We start from the raw sequence: 18,770 nt of genomic DNA, 5'->3' as shown, positions 1-18,770 counted from the left end.
GTCTGCCTTCGGTGCCGTTTCGGTCCTGTTCGGATGGTTCAACCCGTTCAACCTGTTCGACTCCGTTCGGTTCCGTTCGGCGTCGTCTCCCCCCGCCCCTCCTCCTGGTCGGAGCCCCTGCGGATCCGGCCCCGACGTACCGTTCCGCCGCCGGGCCCACGAGACGCAGGGGCCCGGCGGCGGTCGCGTTGGGGCGGGGCCGTGTCGGCGGCGGTGCGGAAGGCGTCGCCGTGCGGCGCCGGTTGGGGGCTTCCGGGCGGTGGAGCCACGGGCCTGGTTTACGCTGGATTACGGTGTGACGCGGGCCACGCAAGACCCGCGTAACGCTGACAGGGGGAGCGCGATGACCTAAGCGGTGGTACCGCAGAAGGAATACGGACGACATCCCCGTCGCTGTGTTGCCAAGCGATTCCGCCCCTTACCGCCGGTCCATCCCCGCCGGCGGCCGGCGGCCCTTGCCGAGTGCAGGCGCGGTCGGAAGTCGTTCCCATCGTTCCGAGAGGTTGTTCGTGTCGGCCAGCACATCCCGTACGCTCCCGCCGGAGATCACCGAATCCGAGTCTCTGATGGCGCTCATTGAGCGGGGTAAGGCACAGGGCCAGATCGCAGGTGACGACGTACGTCGGGCCTTCGAGGCGGACCAGATTCCGGCAACCCAGTGGAAGAACGTCCTGCGCAGCCTCAACCAGGTCCTCGACGAGGAGGGTGTGACGCTGATGGTCAGTGCCGCTGAGGCGCCGAAGCGCACCCGTAAGAGCGTCGCAGCCAAGAGTCCGGCGAAGCGTGCTGCCACCAAGACCGTCGCCACCTCGACGACCGCGATCAAGAAGACCGCCACCGTCAAGACCGCGGCCGCCCCGGCCCCCGCGGAGGTCGCCATCGAAGCCGACAGCGCTGACGAGGCCGTCACCAAGGCGGCCGTGAAGAAGGCTCCCGCGAAGAAGGCGGTGGCCAAGAAGACCGTTGCCAAGAAGACGGCGGCGAAGAAGACCGCGGCCAAGAAGTCCGACGACGAGCTCGTCGAGGGCGAGGAGCTGGCCGACGAGGCAGCGGTTCCCGGCAAGCCCGGCGAGGCCGGTCCCGACCAGCCGGAGTCCGAGGGCTTCGTGCTCTCCGACGACGACGAGGACGACGCCCCCGCGCAGCAGGTCGCGGCGGCCGGCGCCACCGCCGACCCGGTCAAGGACTACCTCAAGCAGATCGGCAAGGTCCCCCTGCTCAACGCCGAGCAGGAGGTGGAGCTGGCCAAGCGCATCGAGGCCGGTCTGTTCGCCGAGGACAAGCTCTCCGCCGCCGAGAAGCTCGCCCCCAAGCTCCAGCGCGAGCTGGAGATCATCGCCGAGGACGGCCGCCGCGCCAAGAACCACCTGCTGGAGGCCAACCTCCGCCTCGTGGTCTCGCTGGCCAAGCGCTACACCGGCCGCGGCATGCTTTTCCTGGACCTGATCCAGGAGGGCAACCTCGGTCTGATCCGGGCGGTCGAGAAGTTCGACTACACCAAGGGCTACAAGTTCTCCACGTACGCCACCTGGTGGATCCGGCAGGCGATCACCCGCGCCATGGCCGACCAGGCCCGCACCATCCGCATCCCGGTGCACATGGTCGAGGTCATCAACAAGCTGGCCCGCGTCCAGCGTCAGATGCTCCAGGACCTGGGCCGCGAGCCCACCCCGGAGGAGCTGGCCAAGGAACTCGACATGACCCCCGAGAAGGTCATCGAGGTCCAGAAGTACGGCCGCGAGCCGATCTCGCTGCACACCCCGCTCGGCGAGGACGGCGACAGCGAGTTCGGTGACCTGATCGAGGACTCCGAGGCGGTCGTCCCGGCCGACGCGGTCAGCTTCACCCTGTTGCAGGAGCAGCTGCACTCCGTCCTCGACACGCTCTCCGAGCGCGAGGCGGGCGTGGTCTCCATGCGCTTCGGCCTCACCGACGGCCAGCCCAAGACGCTGGACGAGATCGGCAAGGTCTACGGGGTCACCCGTGAGCGCATCCGGCAGATCGAGTCCAAGACGATGTCGAAGCTGCGCCACCCGTCCCGCTCCCAGGTGCTGCGCGACTACCTGGACTGACCGGCGCCTTTCCCGGTCCGGCGCACGCCGGCCGGGTGCCGGACGACGTGCCGTCCTTCGGGCCCGGAACCTCCTTCGTGGGGTTCCGGGCCCGTCGCGTGCGCGGCTGCCGCACGGGACCGGCTTCCGGATGCGCGTACGGCCGGGGTGGACCACGCTGAGTGTTCCAGCCGCTCCGGAAGGTCAGGAGACCGTATGCGCATCAGACCCCGAATTCGGGCGACCGCCGTACTGCTGGGCGGGCTGGCGCTGCTGACGGCGACCGCGCCGCTCACCCTGCCCGCAGCTCCCGCCGTCGCCAAGCAGTCAGGGGGCGCGCACGAAGGCATCATCGGCGGCGGTCCCACCGGTACCGCGGAACACCCCTACGTGGTGGCGCTGGCCAGCCAGGAACGGTTCGGCGCGGACCGCTCGGGGCAGTTCTGCGGCGGCGCCGTGGTGGCCCCGGACGTCGTGCTCACCGCGGCGCACTGCTTCGGCCGCGACGTCCTGGGCACGGACTGGCGGGACGTGAAGGATTTGCGCGTACTGTTCGGGCGGACCGATCTGAGCACCCACGAGGGCCGCGAGGTGTCGATCCGGGACGTGTGGATCAACCCGTCGTACGACCCGGAGACCAACGCCGGGGACATCGCCGTGATCAAGCTCGCCCAGCCCCTGCCCGGCAACCCCGTGATCCCGCTCGCGGCCGCCGACGACACGGCCGACTACCGCGAGGGGGAGACCGCGCGGGTCTACGGCTGGGGCGACACGACCGGCAACGGTGCCTACGCGAGCACGCTGCGGGAGGCCGACGTCACGTTGCTGCCCGACAGCCGTTGCCGCCAGGCCTACCCGGGCAGCGCGGCGGGCACCTACGTTCCCGCGTCCATGGTGTGCGCGGGCGCCGACCAAGGCGGCCGGGACGCCTGCCAGGGTGACAGCGGCGGCCCGCTCGTGGCCGACGGCCGGCTCATCGGCCTGGTGTCCTGGGGAACGGGATGCGGGGAGGCCCAGCATCCCGGCGTCTACACCAGGGTCTCGGCCATGGCGCGCTCGGTCGCGCACTTCCTGTAGACGCGCGTGATGAGAAGACCAGCTCCGCCGCGTGTCGTGGGAACGCTCCCGGGAGCGGAGCGGCGTCCGCCGCGGCCGGCAGGCACGGCCGCGCGGGAACGAGCTGCGTGGGCGCCCCGACAGTGGGCTGCGGGCGCGCGCCGACAGCGGCGGGCGGCCGCACACCGGCAGGCTCGGGAGGGCCGGGCGATCACACGTGGGCGCGCCCGGACGGGCCCGGCGGTCGCACATGCGCAGGCCCGGGCGGGCCGGGCATCCGGCGCGTATCAGCGCCCACTTCGCTCCCGCTGGTCCCGCACGTCACAAAAACCCTGCGTGCTCGGCGATGCACCCCAGGTGATTACGCGGAACGCGAAACGGCCACCCCTCGGCGGGGTGGCCGCTCCGTTCCGGCCTGGTGCCGGTCCGAGCTCGTCGTTGTTCGCGATGTGTCGGGATCAGTCCTCGACCACTGCCGCAGGGGCGGCGGTGAGTCGTCCGGTCTCGTCCTGTATTTCCGCGGCGATCTTCTTCAGTTCAGGCTCGAACTTGCGCCCGTGGTGGGCGCAGAAGAGAAGCTCGCCACCACTGATGAGAACGACGCGCAGGTAGGCCTGGGCGCCGCAGCGGTCGCAGCGGTCTGCCGCGGTCAGCGGGCTTGCGGGGGTCAGAACAGTAGTCACGTCGCCTCTTCTCTAGCTCGACGAGCTGTCGTACCAGGGTCAACATCCAACCAGGCCGAAAACGTTCCCGCTCGTGGCTTTTCCTCGAAGAATCTGCCCGAGGAGGCCGGATGCTACCGGTTGGCGGCGAATAGGTCTCGATGTGGCTTTCGGGGGTCTATGTAGGACTTCGTCCATTTTCCGCCTCCCGGCTGGCTGCCGGTTGTTGGTGAGGACGTGCCCGGAGCCTAAATGGTTCATGCCTCTTTGGGAACGTGATGTGGCTATCACTCGGACGAGGGATCGAACACCTGTCCGGTCGGGGCTAGCATGAGAGGCGAAACCGGGTCGTGGCGAAGCCGCCGCCGTACGCATCGGTACCCTCTCCTCGGCGAACTTCGGCACGCACGACCCGGATCCGCCAGCCGCCGACCCCCGGCCGACCCCAGGCCGGACCCAGGACTTGCCGCGATGCACGGCGCGATGCACGAGACGCACCGCGCCGCACGAGATGTACGAGGAGCCGCCCGCGTGACCGCCGACACTTCAGCGCCGTCCACCGCCCTGCTGAGTGGCGCGGATCGCGACGGTTCCAACTACACCGCGCGGCACCTCCTCGTCCTCGAAGGCCTGGAGGCGGTCCGCAAGCGCCCCGGCATGTACATCGGCTCGACCGACAGCCGCGGCCTGATGCACTGCGTGTGGGAGATCATCGACAACGCGGTCGACGAGGCCCTCGGCGGCTACTGCGACCGCATCGAGGTGCTGCTGCACGACGACAGCTCGGTCGAGGTCCGCGACAACGGCCGCGGCATCCCGGTCGACGTGGAGCCGAAGACCGGGCTGTCCGGCGTCGAGGTCGTGATGACCAAGCTGCACGCGGGCGGCAAGTTCGGCGGCGGCTCGTACGCGGCCTCCGGCGGTCTGCACGGCGTGGGCGCCTCCGTCGTCAACGCGCTCTCCGCCCGCCTGGACGTCGAGGTCGACCGCGGCGGCCACACCCACGCGATCAGCTTCCGGCGCGGGGTGCCCGGGATCTTCACCGAGCAGGGGCCGGACGCGCCGTTCGACCCGACGAGCGGGCTGCGCAAGGCCAAGAAGGTGCCGAAGACCCGCACTGGCACCCGGGTGCGCTTCTGGGCCGACCGGCAGATCTTCCTCAAGGACGCCAGACTCTCCCTGGACAACCTCCACCAGCGGGCCCGCCAGACCGCCTTCCTGGTGCCGGGCCTGACCATCGTCGTCCGCGACGAGCGGGCGGCCGTGGGCGAGGAGGGCCCCGCCGAGGAGGTCTTCCACTACGACGGCGGCATCGGCGAGTTCTGTGAGTACCTCGCGCCGGACAAGCCGCTCAGCGACGTGGTGCGGCTGCAGGGCGAGGGGACCTTCAAGGAGACCGTGCCGGTGCTCGACGAGCGTGGCCACATGACGCCGACCGAGGTCACCCGTGACCTCGGCGTCGACATCGCGCTGCGCTGGGGCGCGGGCTACGACACCACCCTGCGCTCCTTCGTGAACATCATCGCCACCCCCAAGGGCGGCACCCACGTGGCCGGGTTCGAGCGCTCCCTCACCCGCACCCTCAACGAGGTGTTGCGCTCCACCAAGCTGCTGCGCGTCGCCGAGGACGACATCGCCAAGGACGACGCGACCGAGGGACTGACGGCGGTCGTCACCGTGCGGCTCGCGGAGCCGCAGTTCGAGGGCCAGACCAAGGAGGTCCTCGGCACCTCGGCCGCCTCCCGGATCGTGGCGAACGTGGTGGCCAAGGAGCTGAAGGCGTTCCTGACCTCGTCCAAGCGCGACCAGAAGCAGCAGGCCCGCGCGGTCCTGGAGAAGGTCGTCGCCGCCGCCCGCACCCGTATCGCCGCCCGGCAGCACAAGGAGGCGCAGCGCCGTAAGACGGCCCTGGAGTCGTCGTCGCTGCCGGCGAAGCTCGCCGACTGCCGCAGCGACGACGTCGACCGCACGGAGCTGTTCATCGTCGAGGGCGACTCGGCGCTCGGCACCGCGAAGGTGGCCCGCAACTCCGAGTTCCAGGCGCTGCTGCCGATCCGTGGCAAGATCCTCAACGTCCAGAAGTCGTCCATCTCGGACATGCTCAAGAACGCCGAGTGCGGTGCGATCATCCAGGTCATAGGAGCCGGGTCCGGCCGGACCTTCGACATCGACGCGGCGCGCTACGGCAAGGTCATCTTCCTCGCCGACGCGGATGTGGACGGCGCCCACATCCGCACCCTGCTGCTCACCCTCTTCCAGCGCTACATGCGGCCGATGGTCGAGGAGGGGCGGGTCTTCTCCGCGGTGCCGCCGCTGCACCGCATCGAGCTGACCAACCCCAAGAAGGGGCAGGACAAGTACATCTACACCTACTCCGACAACGAGCTGCGCCAGACGCTGCTGGATCTCCAGCGCCGCAACGTCCGCTACAAGGACAGCATCCAGCGCTACAAGGGTCTCGGTGAGATGGATGCCGACCAGCTCGCGGAGACCACGATGGACCCCAGGCACCGCACCCTGCGCCGGATCAACATCAGCGACCTGGAGTCGGCGGAGCGCGTCTTCGACCTGCTGATGGGCAACGAGGTCGCCCCGCGCAAGGAGTTCATCACCAACGCGGCGGCCACGCTGGACAGGTCCCGCATCGACGCGTGAGAGCCGGGGTCCGGCGTCGGCCGGACCCCGGGGAGCAGTCCCACGGGGCGAGGGCGCGTGACCTTGGGGGGCGCCCGGCCCTCGCGGCTGTCCGGCTCCGGGGCGCCGGCTCCCGGGGGCGAGAGGCTGAACGGAGCCGGACAGCCGCAGGGCGGTGCCCATGAGAGTCCGCGAGGGCGGGGGGCGGTGCCTGGGGGATGCCTGAAAGGCTGCGCCCCGGCCGCCGAGCGGCCCCCGTTCCTCGTCGACGGATCACAAATCCGTCCCCGCCCGCCCCGTGGCGGCCGCTCGCCCAGTGGCGGCGCGTGCCCGCCTGATTGCAGCCCGCGCCCTCCAACCCGCAGGCCACCCCCGCCGACCATGGCCCCTGTCACAGGCCATAGCCCTCGCCTGCCCCCGCCGGACGTCGACCGCTCGAACGTCCGCGTATCGCCAGGCTTCTCCACCCCAGGGTGGAGACGGATCTCCACCCGAAGCTCCACCCTGGCGCCGATCCGGCCGGGACTCGGCGCCCGTAGCTTCGAAGACAGCAGCACGGTTCGGTGGTCCGGTGGTTCAGCGACCCAGCGGCACCACGGCTCAGCAGTCCAACGGGCCGACAGCCCAATGGGTCGGCAGCCCAATGGGTCGGCAGTCCAATGGGTCAGCGGGCCAACGGTCCAGCAGTCTCGGTGGGCCAACGGGCCGGCCGCCCAACGGTCCTTGATCCATCGGTTCTTGATCCATCGGTCTTCTTCGCGGTTCGGAGGCATCTCCCATGTCCGGTCTGGCCAACATCGTCGTGATCGTGGCGGTCGTCGCCCTGGTGATCGTGCGCCAGATCCGGCCCCGCCGCGTCAAGGACGGTAGGAGCTTGTGGATCCTCCCGGCCGTGCTGCTCTATCTGGCGCTGCGGGAGCACGGGATCGTCGACGCCCACCACCAGGCGGTCTCCGTGGGGCTGCTCGCCGGAGAGCTGCTGATAGGCGTGGGCATGGGTGTCGTCTGGGCGTTCACCAGCCGCATATGGCGCGACCAGGACGGCGTGGTGTGGACGAAGGGCACCAAGGCCACGGCCGCCGCCTGGGCCGGAGGCATCGCGTTGCGCATCGGTCTCGCGGCCGTCGGCGCGATGATGGGGGTGCACCAGGGCGAGGGAGCGACCATGCTCGCCCTGGCGGGGACGTTGCTGATACGCACCGGGCTGGTCGTCTGGCGGGCGCGTGAGCTGGAGCCGGTCGGGTTCGGTGCGACGGCCGCACCGTGACGATGGTCGGAGCGAAGGGTGCCTACGTGGGGCTGAGCTTCTGGACGCAGTGGCCCTCGCGGGAGGCGCTGGAGAAGCAGGGCCGGTCCGCGACGCAGCGCGGCCTGGCCTGGCTGATGCGGTTGGCGGTGCTGGCGGCCCTCGTGTGGGACGCCGTCACCCAACGGCAGACGGCCGGTACGTGGTCGATGCTGATGCTGGTCGCCGCCGTGCTCCTCACCGGAATCATCGTCTACGGGCTGATCCACTACACGCTGGGGCATCGGCTCTGGCAGTCGGTCGCCATGGCGGCGCTGCTCATCGGCGCCGCCTACCTGGCCAAGTCTGCCCAGGCGGAGGTCGTGGCGACGGTGCTGTGGTGCGGTTGCGCGGTGATAGCGATCGAGCGACTGCCCCTGGCCGCGGCCGCGCTGGTCACCGCGGGCACCCTTGGCTCCTATGTGATCGTCGGAAACACGGACAGCGGGCTCAACAAGGGGCTGTCCGTCGTGGGGATCTGCCTGGTCGGCTACGTGATGCGGCTCGACGCGGAGGCCCGGGGCAACACCCAGCGGATGCTGGCGCAGGAGCGGGCGGCGCGGGCCGCCGAGGCGGAGTCGGCGGCGTTGCGCGAGCGCGGACGGATCGCGCGGGAGATCCACGACGTGCTGGCGCACAGCCTGTCGGCGCAGATGGTGCATCTGGAGGCCGCGCGACTGCTCATCGAGCGCGGCGGAGAGCGTGAGGAGGTCCTCGACCGGGTGGTCGCGGCCCGCCGGATGGCACGGCAGGGGCTGGCCGAGACGCGGCAGGCACTGTCCGCCCTGCGCGGGGAGATGACGCCGGCGGAGGAGTTCCTGCGGGAGCTGGTGGAGTCCGAAGGGGCGCGGCTGAGTGTCGACGGTGAGCGAAGGGAGTTGCCCGCCGAGGCCGGGTTCGCGGTGCGACGGGTGGCGCAGGAGGCGATGACCAACGCGCGCAAGCACGCGCCGGGAGCGACGGTGGCGGTGCGGCTCGACTATCTGCCGGGGGAGGTGGAATTGGAGGTGAGGGACTTCGGCGGTCAGCCTGTGGATAACGGACTGAGCGCCTCCGGAGCGGGTTACGGTCTGCTCGGAATGCGTGAACGCGCCGAGTTGCTCGGCGGGACGCTGGAGGCGGGACCGGCCGAGGAGGGGTTCGTGGTGCGTCTGCGGGTGCCGGCGTGATGAGCGGGCGAGTCGTGCGGGTGGTGGTGGCGGACGACCAGACGGTGGTCCGCGAGGGCATCGTGACGCTGCTGGGGCTGTTGCCCGGGCTGGAGGTGGTCGGGGCGGCGGGAGACGGGGAGGAGGCGGTGCGGCTGGTGGCGGAGACGGCGCCGGACGTGGTGCTGATGGACCTGCGGATGCCCAGGTGCGACGGGGCGGAGGCGACCCGGCGGATTCGCAGGGACCATCCTGGGACGCAGGTGGTGGTGCTGACGACGTTCGGAGACGACGACTCGCTCTTCCCGGCGTTGCAGGCGGGGGCGCGCGGCTATCTGACGAAGGACGCGAGCAGCGACGAGATCCTCCGGGCGATCGAGGACGTGGTGGCCGGGCAGGCGGGGCTCTCGCCGCAGGTGCAGCGGCGGTTGCTGGAGCGGTTGTCGCAGCAGGGGGCGTCCTTCGGTACCGCGGCGTCCGTCGACCCCGGCGGTGGCGGCTGGACAGAGTCCGCGGCGGACGCCGGAGGCTCGACCGGGCGGAAGGCGCGCCAGTTCGGCGGCTCCGGCACTACGGGCGCGGCCGACCCCGCCGACTCCGGGAGCGCCGACTCCGCGAGTGCCGACGCCGAGCGCGTCCGTGCCGACGCGAGCGCCGTTGCCGAGCCGGGGGCCGGTGCCCAACCGCAGCCTGACGCGGCGGAGTTGCCGGACGGGCTGACCGCGCGGGAGGCCGAAGTGCTGGGGCTGGTGGCGGACGGGCTGTCCAACACGGAGATCGCGGCGCGGCTCTACGTCAGCCGGGCGACGGTCAAGACGCACATCAACAACCTGTTCGCGAAGACCGGGGTGCGGGACCGGGCGCAGGCGGTGCGGTACGCCTATCTGCAGGGGATCAACCCGGCGCGGGGCAGCGGCGGGGAGTGACTCGGGCTCGGCGGCGGGCCGGTTCCGGGAGGGCGTCACCTGATGGGGTGAACGTTTCGGCAACCGCGTGAGACGCCAGTTCCGTTCTGTCCATTCTTGGGCGCACATGGCCACTGGCCAACCCATGGCCAGTGGCCGATCGGCGTGCGGCTCAAGGAGATTCACTGTGGACGTTCACGACGGCGCGCGGGGGACCCGGCTCGGGGTGGAGGACCCCTGGGCGGCGGCTCTCGACGTCGGTCCGTGGCAGGAACCGCCGCGTCCCGAACCGCCGGAGCGTACCGGGGTCTATCAGGAGGTGCAGGCGGGGGAGGCGTTCCGGGAGGTGCGCAGGCGGTACCGGCGGTTCGCGTTCCCGGCGTCGGCGGCGTTCCTCGTCTGGTACCTGGCGTATCTGTTGACGGCGACCATGGCGCCGGGGCTGATGGCGCGGCGGGTGGACGGCGCGGTCAACGTGGCGATGGTGGCGGGGCTGGCGCAGTTCGGCACGACGTTCCTGCTGACGTGGGCGTACGCGCGGCATGCGCGGTTGCGGCGGGACCGGGCGGCGCTGGAGCTGCGGTGGGACACCCAGGAGCGGGTCCGGTGAGCGGCGCGCCGATGACAGGGCGCGGCGGCGCGGTCGCGGCACACCCGTTGGCCGCGTCGGCGACGGAGCACCAGGGGCTGGCGATGACGCTGTTCACGGTGTTCGTCGTGGTGACGTTGGCGATCACGGTGTGGGTGGGGCGCCGTAGGAGCGACTCGGAGGAGTTCTTCTCCGGGGGACGGATGTTCTCGCCCATGGAGAACGGTTTCGCCATCTCCGGGGACTACCTCTCCGCGGGATCGTTCCTGGGCGTCTCCGGGCTCATCGCGCTCTACGGCTACGACGGCATCCTCTACCTGATCGGGTTCCTGGTCGCCTGGCTCGGGGTGCTGATGCTGGTGGCCGAACTCGTGCGCAACTGCGGTCGGTTCACGCTGGCCGACGTGCTGTCGGCGCGGATGCGCGAGCGGCCGGTGCGGATCGCGGCGGGGACCTCGTCGATCACGGTGGCGGTGCTCTACCTGGTGGCGCAGATGGTCGGCGCCGGCAGCCTGGTCTCGTTGCTCCTCGGCGACCAGGGCGGATACGCCAGGGCGTGGAGCGTGGTCGGGGTCGGCGCGTTGATGGTGGTGTACGTGGCGTTCGGCGGGATGCGGGCCACCACCTGGATCCAGATCGTGAAGGCGGTGCTGCTGCTCGGCGGGACCGTGGCGCTCACCGTGCTGGTGTTGCTCCGCTTCCACGGTGACGTCAACGACCTGCTGCGCGCGGCGGCCGACGGCAGCGGGCACGGATCGGCCTATCTGCGGCCGGGGTTGAAGTACGGCGGGTCGTGGACCAACCGGCTGGACTTCGTCAGTCTCGGACTCGCGCTGGTGCTGGGGACGGCGGGGCTGCCGCACATCCTGGCGCGGTTCTACACGGTGCCGACCGCGCGAGCGGCACGCCGGTCGGCGGTGTGGGCGGTCGGGCTGATCGGGGTGTTCTACCTGATGACGATGGTGCTGGGGCTGGGCGCTTCGGCCGTCGTCGGCTCGGACGCGGTGCGCGAGTCGGATCCGGCGGGCAACACCGCCGTACCGCTGCTCGCCCTCGACCTGGGCGGCGGGTCCGGGTCGACCGGCGGCACCGTGCTGTTCGCCGTGGTCGGGGCGATCGCCTTCGCCACCATCCTCGCCGTCGTCGCCGGGCTGACGCTGACCTCCTCGGCCTTCGTGGCGCACGACCTCTACGCGGGGCTGCGGCGTCGCGAGGCGGAGCCGGGCGGACGCGAGGAGGTCAGGGTGGCACGGTTCGCGGCGGTCGGGATCGGCGCGGTCGCGATCGTGCTGACGCTGTTCGCCCAGGGGCTGAACACCGCGGTCGTGGTCGGCGTGGCCTTCGCAGTGGCCGCCTCGGCGAACGTGCCCGCTCTGCTGTTCACCCTCTTCTGGCGCCGGTTCACCACCCGGGGCACGGTCTGGGCGATCTATGGAGGACTGGTCCCCGCAGTCGTGTTGGTGGTCTTCTCGCCGGTCGTGTCGGGGACGCCGGGGGCGATCTTCCCCGGCGCGGACTTCCACTGGTTCCCGTTGCAGAACCCGGGCGTCGTCTCCATCCCGCTGGGCTTCCTGGCGGGCTGGCTGGGCACCGTGCTGCCCGGTGAGCGGGCCGACGCCGGGCGGTACGCGGAGCTGGAGGTGCGGTCGCTGACCGGCGCGGGCGCGGTGTGACGCACCGCCGCGCGCCGAGGGTGGTCAGGCCCCGGCGCGGTACCGGTGTTCGGGGCGGCCGGTCGTGCCGTAGCGCAGTTCCAGGCGGGCCAGGCCCTCGCGTACCAGGTAGGACAGATAGCGTTGCGCGGTCGCCCGGGAGACGCCGGTCGCCTCGGCCACCTCAGCCGCCGACAGGTCACGTCGCGCCGCCCGCACCGCGTCCCGTACCAGTGCCAGGGTCGGCGCGGAGTGCCCCTTGGCCGGGACCGCGGGCAGCGGGGCCGGTCGCGCCGCGCTGAACAGCGCGTCCACGTCCGCCTGGTCGGCCTCCGCCCCCGGTTCCAGCGCGTCCATCCGGCGGCGCAGATCCCGGTAGGCGCCCAGGCGTTCGGCGAGGGCGGCCGAGCCGAACGGCTTGACCAGGTAGCCGACCGCGCCCAGCCGCATCGCCGAGCGGACCGAGGCCACGTCCCGGGCGGCCGTGGTCATGACGGCGTCGGGACGCCCTCCGCCCGCCTCGTCGGTCAGCCGCCGCAGTACGTCCAGGCCGGAGCCGTCCGGCAGGTAGACGTCGAGCAGCAGCAGGTCGGGGCTCAGTTCGCGGACCGCGGCGAGCGCGGCGGCGACCGACGCGGCCTGCCCGGCGACCTCGAAACCGGCGACCCGGCTGACATACGCGGCGTGGATGCCGCTCACCCGGAAGTCGTCCTCGACGACCAGCGTCCTGATCGGCGCCGCGTCGTCCGTCGTCATCGGTCAGCCCCTCTCCCCGACCCGACCATGCCCCGCGCGGACGGGGGCCCCGCCGCCTCCGACCGCGCTGCCCCCGGTCCCGCCGACTCCGACCGCGACCCCGCCTCCCCCTCCGCCACCGGCAGCCTCACCGTGAACACCGCTCCTGCCCCCTCGCTCACCGTGATCGTGCCGCCGTGCCGTTGGACCAGCCGGTGCACCAGGGCCAGCCCGAGGCCGCGCCGCACGGTCCCGCGATCGGGGCTCGTCGACCAGCCGTCCTCGAAGATCCGCTCCCGCGCCGCCTCGGCAACGCCGGGGCCGCTGTCGGCGACCGTCAGCGTCACGTCTGCGGCCGACTCGACCAACGACAGCCGCACCTCACCCGGACCGGAACCGCCCGCCGAGGCGCCCGAGGCGCCGCCGCCAGGACCCGAGCCCGCCGACGCGCCCGTGGAGCCGCCCGACGCGACCGCCTCCACCGCGTTGTCCACCAGGTTGCCGACGATGGTCAACAGCCGGTTCAGGTGCGGCGGTTCCTCGCTCAGCCGGGAGTCCTCGGTCAGCTCCAGCCGGACGCCGCGTTCCGCCGCCACCGTGGTCTTGGCCATCACCAGGCCGACCATCAGCGGGTTGCCGATGCGTTCGCGCACCGACTCCGCCAGCGAGGGTTCGGCGCCCGCCGATTCCACCGCGAACTCCAGGGCCGACGCGTACTCGCCCAGTTCCAGCAGCCCGGCCAGGGTGTGCATGCGGTTGGAGAACTCGTGCTGCTGCGAGCGCAGGGCGTCGGTCAGGCCGCGTACCGAGTCCAGCTCCCGCAGCAGGCCGACCAGTTCGGTGCGGTCGCGAACGGTCACCACCGCGCCCAGCTCCTGGCCGCGCAGGGTCACCGGGCGGCGGTTGACTGCCAGGCAGTGGCGGTCGGTCAGCACGGTCAGGTCGGCACCGGTCTCGCTGCCGTCGGCCAGTTGGCCGCCCAGCGCCCGCCGCAGCCGTCCGTCCGGCAGCGCCTCGTCGAGCCGGGTGCCCAGCGCGGTGCCCAGGCTCAGCAGCCGCCGGGCCTCGTCGTTGATCACGGTGATCCGCTCCTGCCGGTCGAAGCCGATCACCCCTTCCCGGATGCCGTGCAGCATCGCCTCGCGGTCCTGGAGCAGCCCGGTGATCTCCTCCAGCTCCAGGCCGAACGTGGAGCGCTTCAGCCGCCGCGCCAGCAAGGAGGAGGCGGCCACGCCGACCGCCAGGGAGATGCCCACATACAGGGCGAAAACGGGGAGCTCGCTCCGCAGTTGGCCGAAGACCCGGCTCTCCTCGATGCCCACGGACACCTCGCCGACCAGGGTGTTCGTCGGGCCGTACAGCGGGACCTTGCCGTTGGCGGCGTGGCCCAGGGTGCCGTGGTCGATGCCGACGTGCGGCTTGCCGTCCAGGATGGCCAGCGGCGTGCCGACGGACTTGCCCAGCAGCCGGGGATTCGGGTGCGAGTAGCGGATGCCGTCGAGGTCGGTGACCACCACGTAGGACGCGCCGGAGGTCCTGCGGATGCGTTCCGCCACGCTCTGCACCACGTCGCCTCCGCCGCCGTACTCCATCGCGTCGCGGATCTGCGGCTCGGCGGCCGTGCTCCACGCGATGGCCAGCGCCTCGTTCTCGTACTGCCGGTCGAGCTGGGCGCGTTGGGCCAACGCGAGCAGGACGAAGCCGACCGCGCCCGTCAGGCCGAGGATGGCCAGCTGGGCCGCGAGGATGCGGGCCGACAGCTTGCGGTTGCGGCCGCCCGACGGTTTGCGGTTGCGGCCGCGTGACCAGGGCATCGCGCGGCCCGGGGTGCGCAGGGGCATTGGCAGATTGTGCACGGCCGCGCCCGCCGTGCCCACCCCCGCGACCGGGAGCAGAACGAGCAGAACCCGCGGGAACGCGGTGAACCCGCGCAACGCGCGCAAGCCTCGTCGGCCCGGCCCCCGCCGCCTACGGTCACTCGCCACGACCACCGGAACGGTCACGACCACCGGCGGGGCGACGGCGACACAGGAACGACGTGAGGCGGCTACCCAAGTGAACGCGACAACGACCGACGCGGTTCCCGCGATCGAGCTGCGAGGGGTGACCCAGCGGTTCCGCACGCCGTCCGGCGGCGTCCACACCGCCTTGCACGACCTGGACATGACGGTCGCCCCGGGGGAGTTCTGCGCCGTCGTCGGGCCGACCGGCTGCGGCAAGTCCACCACCCTCTCCCTCATCTCCGGTCTGAAGGCGGCCTCCGCGGGACGGACGCTGCTGCACGGTGAGCCGGTGACCTCGCTGGACCGGCGGGTCGGCTTCATGTTCCAGACCGACGCGGCCTTCCCGTGGCGGACGGTGCTCGACAACGTCGCCGCCGGGCCGCGCTTCCGGGGCGTGTCCCGGCGCGACGCGGTGGCCGGGGCCCGCGACTGGCTGCGGCGCGTCGGGCTGTCCGGCTTCGAGGACCGGCTGCCGCACCAGCTCTCCGGCGGCATGCGCAAACGCGTCGCGCTCGCCCAGACGCTGATCAACGAGCCGGAGATCCTGCTCATGGACGAGCCGTTCTCGGCGCTGGACGTGCAGACCCGGCAGATCGTCCAGGACGAGCTGCTCGGCCTGTGGGAACTGACCCGCCCCGCGGTCGTCTTCGTCACCCACGACCTGGAGGAGGCGATCGCGCTCGCCGACAAGGTCGTCGTGCTCACGGTCGGCCCCGGCACCGTCAAGGACACCTTCACCATCGATCTGCCCCGCCCGCGCCGGGTCCAGGAGATCCGCTTCGACGCGCGCTTCGTCGCGTTGTACGAGCGGATCTGGACGAGCCTGCGCGACGAGGTGCGGCTCGCCTACGCGCGCAGCGCGGGCGCGGACCCGGGCGCACCCACGAAGGACGCGACTCCCTCCCCGGCGACCGCCACCACCGCCACCGGTTTCAGCGCCCCTTCCGAGCCCGCCACCACTCCCTCCGACGACGCCGAGGTGCACTGATGTCCGAACTCGCCACCGCGCCCGCCGAGGTCCCCGCAGACGAACCCTCCGAGGCGGAACTGCTGCGGGCCGCCAGGTCCCGGCGCCGCCTGCGCGGGCTGCTCGTGCTGTGCGTCCAGTTCGTCCTGGTCGCCCTGGTCCTCGGCGGCTGGCAACTGGGCGCCTCACGCGGGGTGTTGGACAGCTTCACCTACGGATCGCCATCCGGCGTCGTCGGCCAGCTGAGGACCTGGTTCGAGCACGGCACGGCGTCCGGATCGATCTGGCACAACATCGCCGTCACCATGCAGGAGACGGTCCTCGGCTTCGTGATCGGCGTGGTCGCGGGCGTGGTGCTCGGCGTGGCGCTCGGCCGGGTGCGGGCGCTGGCCGAGGTGATGGCGCCGTTCATCAAGGCGGGCAACGCCGTGCCGCGGGTCGTGCTCGGGTCGATGTTCATCATCTGGTTCGGCCTCGGGCCCTCCGGCAAGGTCGCGCTCGCCGTCGTCCTGGTCTTCTTCTCGGTCTTCTTCAACGCCTTCCAGGGCACCCGCGAGGTCGACGGCAACCTGATCGACAACGCCCGCGTGCTGGGCGCCTCCGAGTGGCAGGTGACCTGCCGGGTCGTGGTGCCGTCCGCGATGACCTGGATCGTCGCCTCGCTCCACGCGGCGTTCGGGTTCGCCCTGATCGGCGCGATCGTCGGCGAGGTGCTGGGCGCACAGGCCGGGCTCGGACAGCTCATCCAGCAGGCGCAGGGCCAGTTCAACGCCGACGGCGTCTACGCGGGCATCCTCGTCATCGCCGTCCTCGCGCTGGCCGCCGAGTTCCTCATCACCCGCTTCGAACGGCGCGTCCTGCGCTGGCGCCCCACCGCGCTGTCCGGCTCGACCGGACTGTGACCGCCCGCCGCGCGCCCGACCGCGTACGGCGAACGTGCCCTCACCACAACCCCGTTCACTCCGCCCACCCTCCGAGGAGGCCCACCGTGGCCCGCACGTCCCGTCTCGCCGCCGCCTGTTGTACGGCTCTCGCCCTGTGTCTGTCCGGCTGCGCCGGGGGCGGCGCGCGCACCGCGCCCGAGAACGCCTCGGGCGAGGCGACCGTGCGCATCATGGTCGGCGGTATCGACAAGCAGATCTACCTGCCGCTCATGCTGGCCCAGCGGCTGGGCTACTTCACGGCGCAGGGCATCGACGCGGTGCTGTCCGACGAACCGGCCGGCGTGGACGCCGAGACCGACATGCTCGCCGGGCAGCAGGACGCGGTGGTCGGCTTCTACGACCACACCATCGACCTGCGGTCCAAGGGCAAGTCGATCGAGTCCGTGGTGCAACTGCTCCAGGCGCCCGGCGAGGTGGAGATGGTGCGTTCCGACGAGGCGTCCGACGTCAGGTCGCCCGCCGACTTCAAGGGCAGGAAACTCGGGGTGACCGGACTCGGCTCGTCCACCAACTTCCTCACCGAGTACCTGGCCGCCAAGGACGGCGTGAAGCCCTCCGACACCACCTCGGTCGCCGTCGGCGCCGGTTCCACCTTCGTCGCCGCCATGCGCAACAAGCAGATCGACGCGGGCATGACGACGGAACCGACCATCTCCGTGCTGGAGAGCGAGGGCCTGGCGAAGCCGCTGGTGGACCTGCGCACCGCACAGGGCACCAGGGCCGCGCTCGGCGGCACCTACCCGGCGTCCTGCCTGTACCTGACGACGGCGTACGTGCAGAAGAACCCGCAGGTCGTGCAGAAGCTCGTCGACGCCCTGGTGGACACGTTGCACTGGATCCGGTCGCACAGCGCGGCGCAGATCACCGACAAGATGCCCGCCGCCTACTACGCGGGCGTCGGCAAGGCCGTCTACACCGCCGCGCTCGCCGAGGAGAAGGGCATGTACTCGCCGACCGGCCTGATGCCCGCCGACGGGCCGAGGACCGTGCTGGGCGTGCTGTCCGCCTGGGACCCCACGGTCAAGGGACACAGCGTCGACGTGTCGAAGACCTACACCGACGCGTTCGTCAGGAAGGCCACGAAGGCCGGGGCGTCCACGAAGGCCGGCACGTCCACGAAGGCCGCGACGCCGACGCGTTAACGCGGGGGAACCCGCACGTCGGCGGCGCGCAGCGAACGCACCGCCATCAGCGCCGGGTTGCCGGGCACCGCGCCGCAGCTCTCCGGGCGCGCGGACCCGGCCGCCCGGCGCTCGACCTCGGCGGTCCACACGCGTCCGTCGACGTGGGCCACCGACGCGCTCCACCCGTACGCCGTCTCCACGCAGCGCCGCACGTCCAGCGCCTCGGCGCGGTCCTCGCCGGTCAGCTCGCGCACCGCCAACTCGGCCGCCTGGCCCGGCCGTTCCCAGGCGGAGCGGCCCCGGCAGCGGTCGGTCACGACCCGGCCGTCGCGGACCGCCTCCAGTACGCCCTTCGCGGACGCCGCGTCCTGCCGCGCCCAGGCGTACCCGTACGGCAGCACCAGCATCGTCGGCGAGAAGCGGTGGCCGCCGAGGTGGGTGACCTCCCAGATGTCGCCGAGCCCGGCGGCGGCCAGTTCGGCGGCGAGCGGGCGGCCGAGCAGCGCGCAGCAGCGGTCGCGCTTGCCGTTGGTGCACACCGCGGCCAGCGGCTCCCCGTCGTACGGCGTGCCGAAGCCGTCGTGCGCACCGGCGCCGAGCCGCGTCAGGTCCAGGTCGAGCAGCTCACCGGGCTCGGCGAGCTCCGCCGAGCGCAGCCAGCCCGCGCCGGGCACGGTGTGGCAGGCGTAGACCCGGCGGCGCGGGCGGTGGTGGTCGGCGTGCGGCCCGGGGCGGCGGATCAGCGCGACGCGCACCCCGGTGCCGGACGCGGCGTCCTCCAGGGCGCGGCCCAGCCGTCGACCCAGGTGGCTGGCGGTGAGCGCCTTCGCGCCCCACGGTCCCGGCTGCTCGACCAGCAGCCAGGTGCGGGCCGGGGACGCGGTCGCGGCAGGCGGTTCCGCCAGGTCGCGGGAGAAGGCTGCGCACGTGCTCACACAGGTGAGCCTAATCTCACCTGCGCCCCGCCCGCCCCTCGCGTCACCCGACCGGCGGTCGCGCCCGCCTCGCCCACCGA

Annotated in this window: 15 protein-coding genes; 11 read left to right on the top strand and 4 right to left on the bottom strand. The window is 72.0% G+C overall.

The window, feature by feature from the left end; translation table 11 throughout:
- Window positions 1-503: 503 nt before the first annotated feature.
- Window positions 504-2,072 carry an RNA polymerase sigma factor gene (locus K7472_RS20235; protein WP_289679153.1) on the top strand — a complete coding sequence of 523 codons (1,569 nt, stop codon included), beginning with the start codon at window positions 504-506 and terminating at the stop codon, window positions 2,070-2,072.
- Between the two features lie 195 nt (window positions 2,073-2,267).
- Entirely contained in the window at window positions 2,268-3,128 is an 861-nt protein-coding gene (locus K7472_RS20230; RefSeq protein ID WP_222979908.1) for a S1 family serine peptidase, read from the top strand.
- A 437-nt stretch (window positions 3,129-3,565) separates the two neighbouring features.
- Here the strand turns inward: K7472_RS20230 and K7472_RS20225 are convergent, their stop codons facing one another.
- Entirely contained in the window at window positions 3,566-3,790 is a 225-nt protein-coding gene (locus K7472_RS20225) for a DUF7455 domain-containing protein (RefSeq protein ID WP_109446749.1), read from the bottom strand.
- 510 nt (window positions 3,791-4,300) lie between these two features.
- Between K7472_RS20225 and K7472_RS20220 the strand changes: the two genes are divergently transcribed.
- The 6 genes from K7472_RS20220 (at window position 4,301) to K7472_RS20195 (ending at window position 12,003) form a co-directional block, all read left to right on the top strand.
- Complete coding sequence (locus K7472_RS20220; RefSeq protein ID WP_222979907.1) at window positions 4,301-6,424, top strand: DNA gyrase/topoisomerase IV subunit B; 2,124 nt, start codon at window positions 4,301-4,303, stop codon at window positions 6,422-6,424.
- A 757-nt stretch (window positions 6,425-7,181) separates the two neighbouring features.
- Window positions 7,182-7,670, top strand: coding sequence for a CcdC protein domain-containing protein (locus K7472_RS20215; RefSeq protein ID WP_222979906.1), 489 nt, complete (start codon window positions 7,182-7,184; stop codon window positions 7,668-7,670).
- A 2-nt stretch (window positions 7,671-7,672) separates the two neighbouring features.
- Window positions 7,673-8,857, top strand: coding sequence for a sensor histidine kinase (locus tag K7472_RS20210; RefSeq protein ID WP_252395944.1), 1,185 nt, complete (start codon window positions 7,673-7,675; stop codon window positions 8,855-8,857).
- Window positions 8,857-9,762: a response regulator gene (locus K7472_RS20205; protein WP_222979905.1), complete on the top strand. Its 906-nt coding sequence runs from the start codon at window positions 8,857-8,859 to the stop codon at window positions 9,760-9,762. Before K7472_RS20210 ends, K7472_RS20205 begins: the two co-directional genes overlap by 1 nt.
- A 166-nt stretch (window positions 9,763-9,928) precedes the next feature.
- Entirely contained in the window at window positions 9,929-10,351 is a 423-nt protein-coding gene (locus K7472_RS20200) for a DUF485 domain-containing protein (protein ID WP_372457998.1), read from the top strand.
- Window positions 10,352-10,362: 11 nt separating this feature from the next.
- Window positions 10,363-12,003, top strand: a complete 1,641-nt coding sequence (locus K7472_RS20195; RefSeq protein WP_222979970.1) for a monocarboxylic acid transporter — start codon at window positions 10,363-10,365, stop codon at window positions 12,001-12,003.
- A gap of 24 nt (window positions 12,004-12,027) precedes the next feature.
- On the opposite strand, the gene K7472_RS20190 is transcribed toward K7472_RS20195, so the two are convergent.
- A complete protein-coding gene (locus tag K7472_RS20190) occupies window positions 12,028-12,738 on the bottom strand; it encodes a response regulator (protein WP_222979903.1) in 711 nt (236 codons plus the stop codon).
- Window positions 12,735-14,558: an ATP-binding protein gene (locus K7472_RS20185; protein WP_222979902.1), complete on the bottom strand. Its 1,824-nt coding sequence runs from the start codon at window positions 14,556-14,558 to the stop codon at window positions 12,735-12,737. Before K7472_RS20185 ends, K7472_RS20190 begins: the two co-directional genes overlap by 4 nt.
- A 214-nt stretch (window positions 14,559-14,772) precedes the next feature.
- Here K7472_RS20185 and K7472_RS20180 point away from each other — a divergent pair, with 214 nt between their 5' ends.
- From K7472_RS20180 to K7472_RS20170, 3 genes are all read left to right on the top strand, one after another.
- A complete protein-coding gene (locus K7472_RS20180) occupies window positions 14,773-15,708 on the top strand; it encodes an ABC transporter ATP-binding protein (protein ID WP_222979901.1) in 936 nt (311 codons plus the stop codon).
- Window positions 15,708-16,589: an ABC transporter permease gene (locus K7472_RS20175; RefSeq protein WP_222979900.1), complete on the top strand. Its 882-nt coding sequence runs from the start codon at window positions 15,708-15,710 to the stop codon at window positions 16,587-16,589. Before K7472_RS20180 ends, K7472_RS20175 begins: the two co-directional genes overlap by 1 nt.
- Window positions 16,590-16,675: 86 nt before the next feature.
- Window positions 16,676-17,773: an ABC transporter substrate-binding protein gene (locus K7472_RS20170; protein ID WP_222979899.1), complete on the top strand. Its 1,098-nt coding sequence runs from the start codon at window positions 16,676-16,678 to the stop codon at window positions 17,771-17,773.
- On the opposite strand, the gene K7472_RS20165 is transcribed toward K7472_RS20170, so the two are convergent.
- Window positions 17,770-18,690 (bottom strand): ferredoxin family protein, encoded by a 921-nt coding sequence (locus tag K7472_RS20165; protein ID WP_222979898.1) that lies wholly within the window; start codon window positions 18,688-18,690, stop codon window positions 17,770-17,772. The two genes, K7472_RS20170 and K7472_RS20165, sit on opposite strands and share 4 nt — an antisense overlap.
- Between the last annotated feature and the right edge of the window lie 80 nt (window positions 18,691-18,770).

Source organism: Streptantibioticus parmotrematis, assembly GCF_019890615.1.
Lineage (GTDB): Bacteria > Actinomycetota > Actinomycetes > Streptomycetales > Streptomycetaceae > Streptantibioticus_D > Streptantibioticus_D parmotrematis.
Note: the sequence above shows the minus strand (reverse complement) of the source record. Positions and strands in the feature narration are given on the sequence as shown.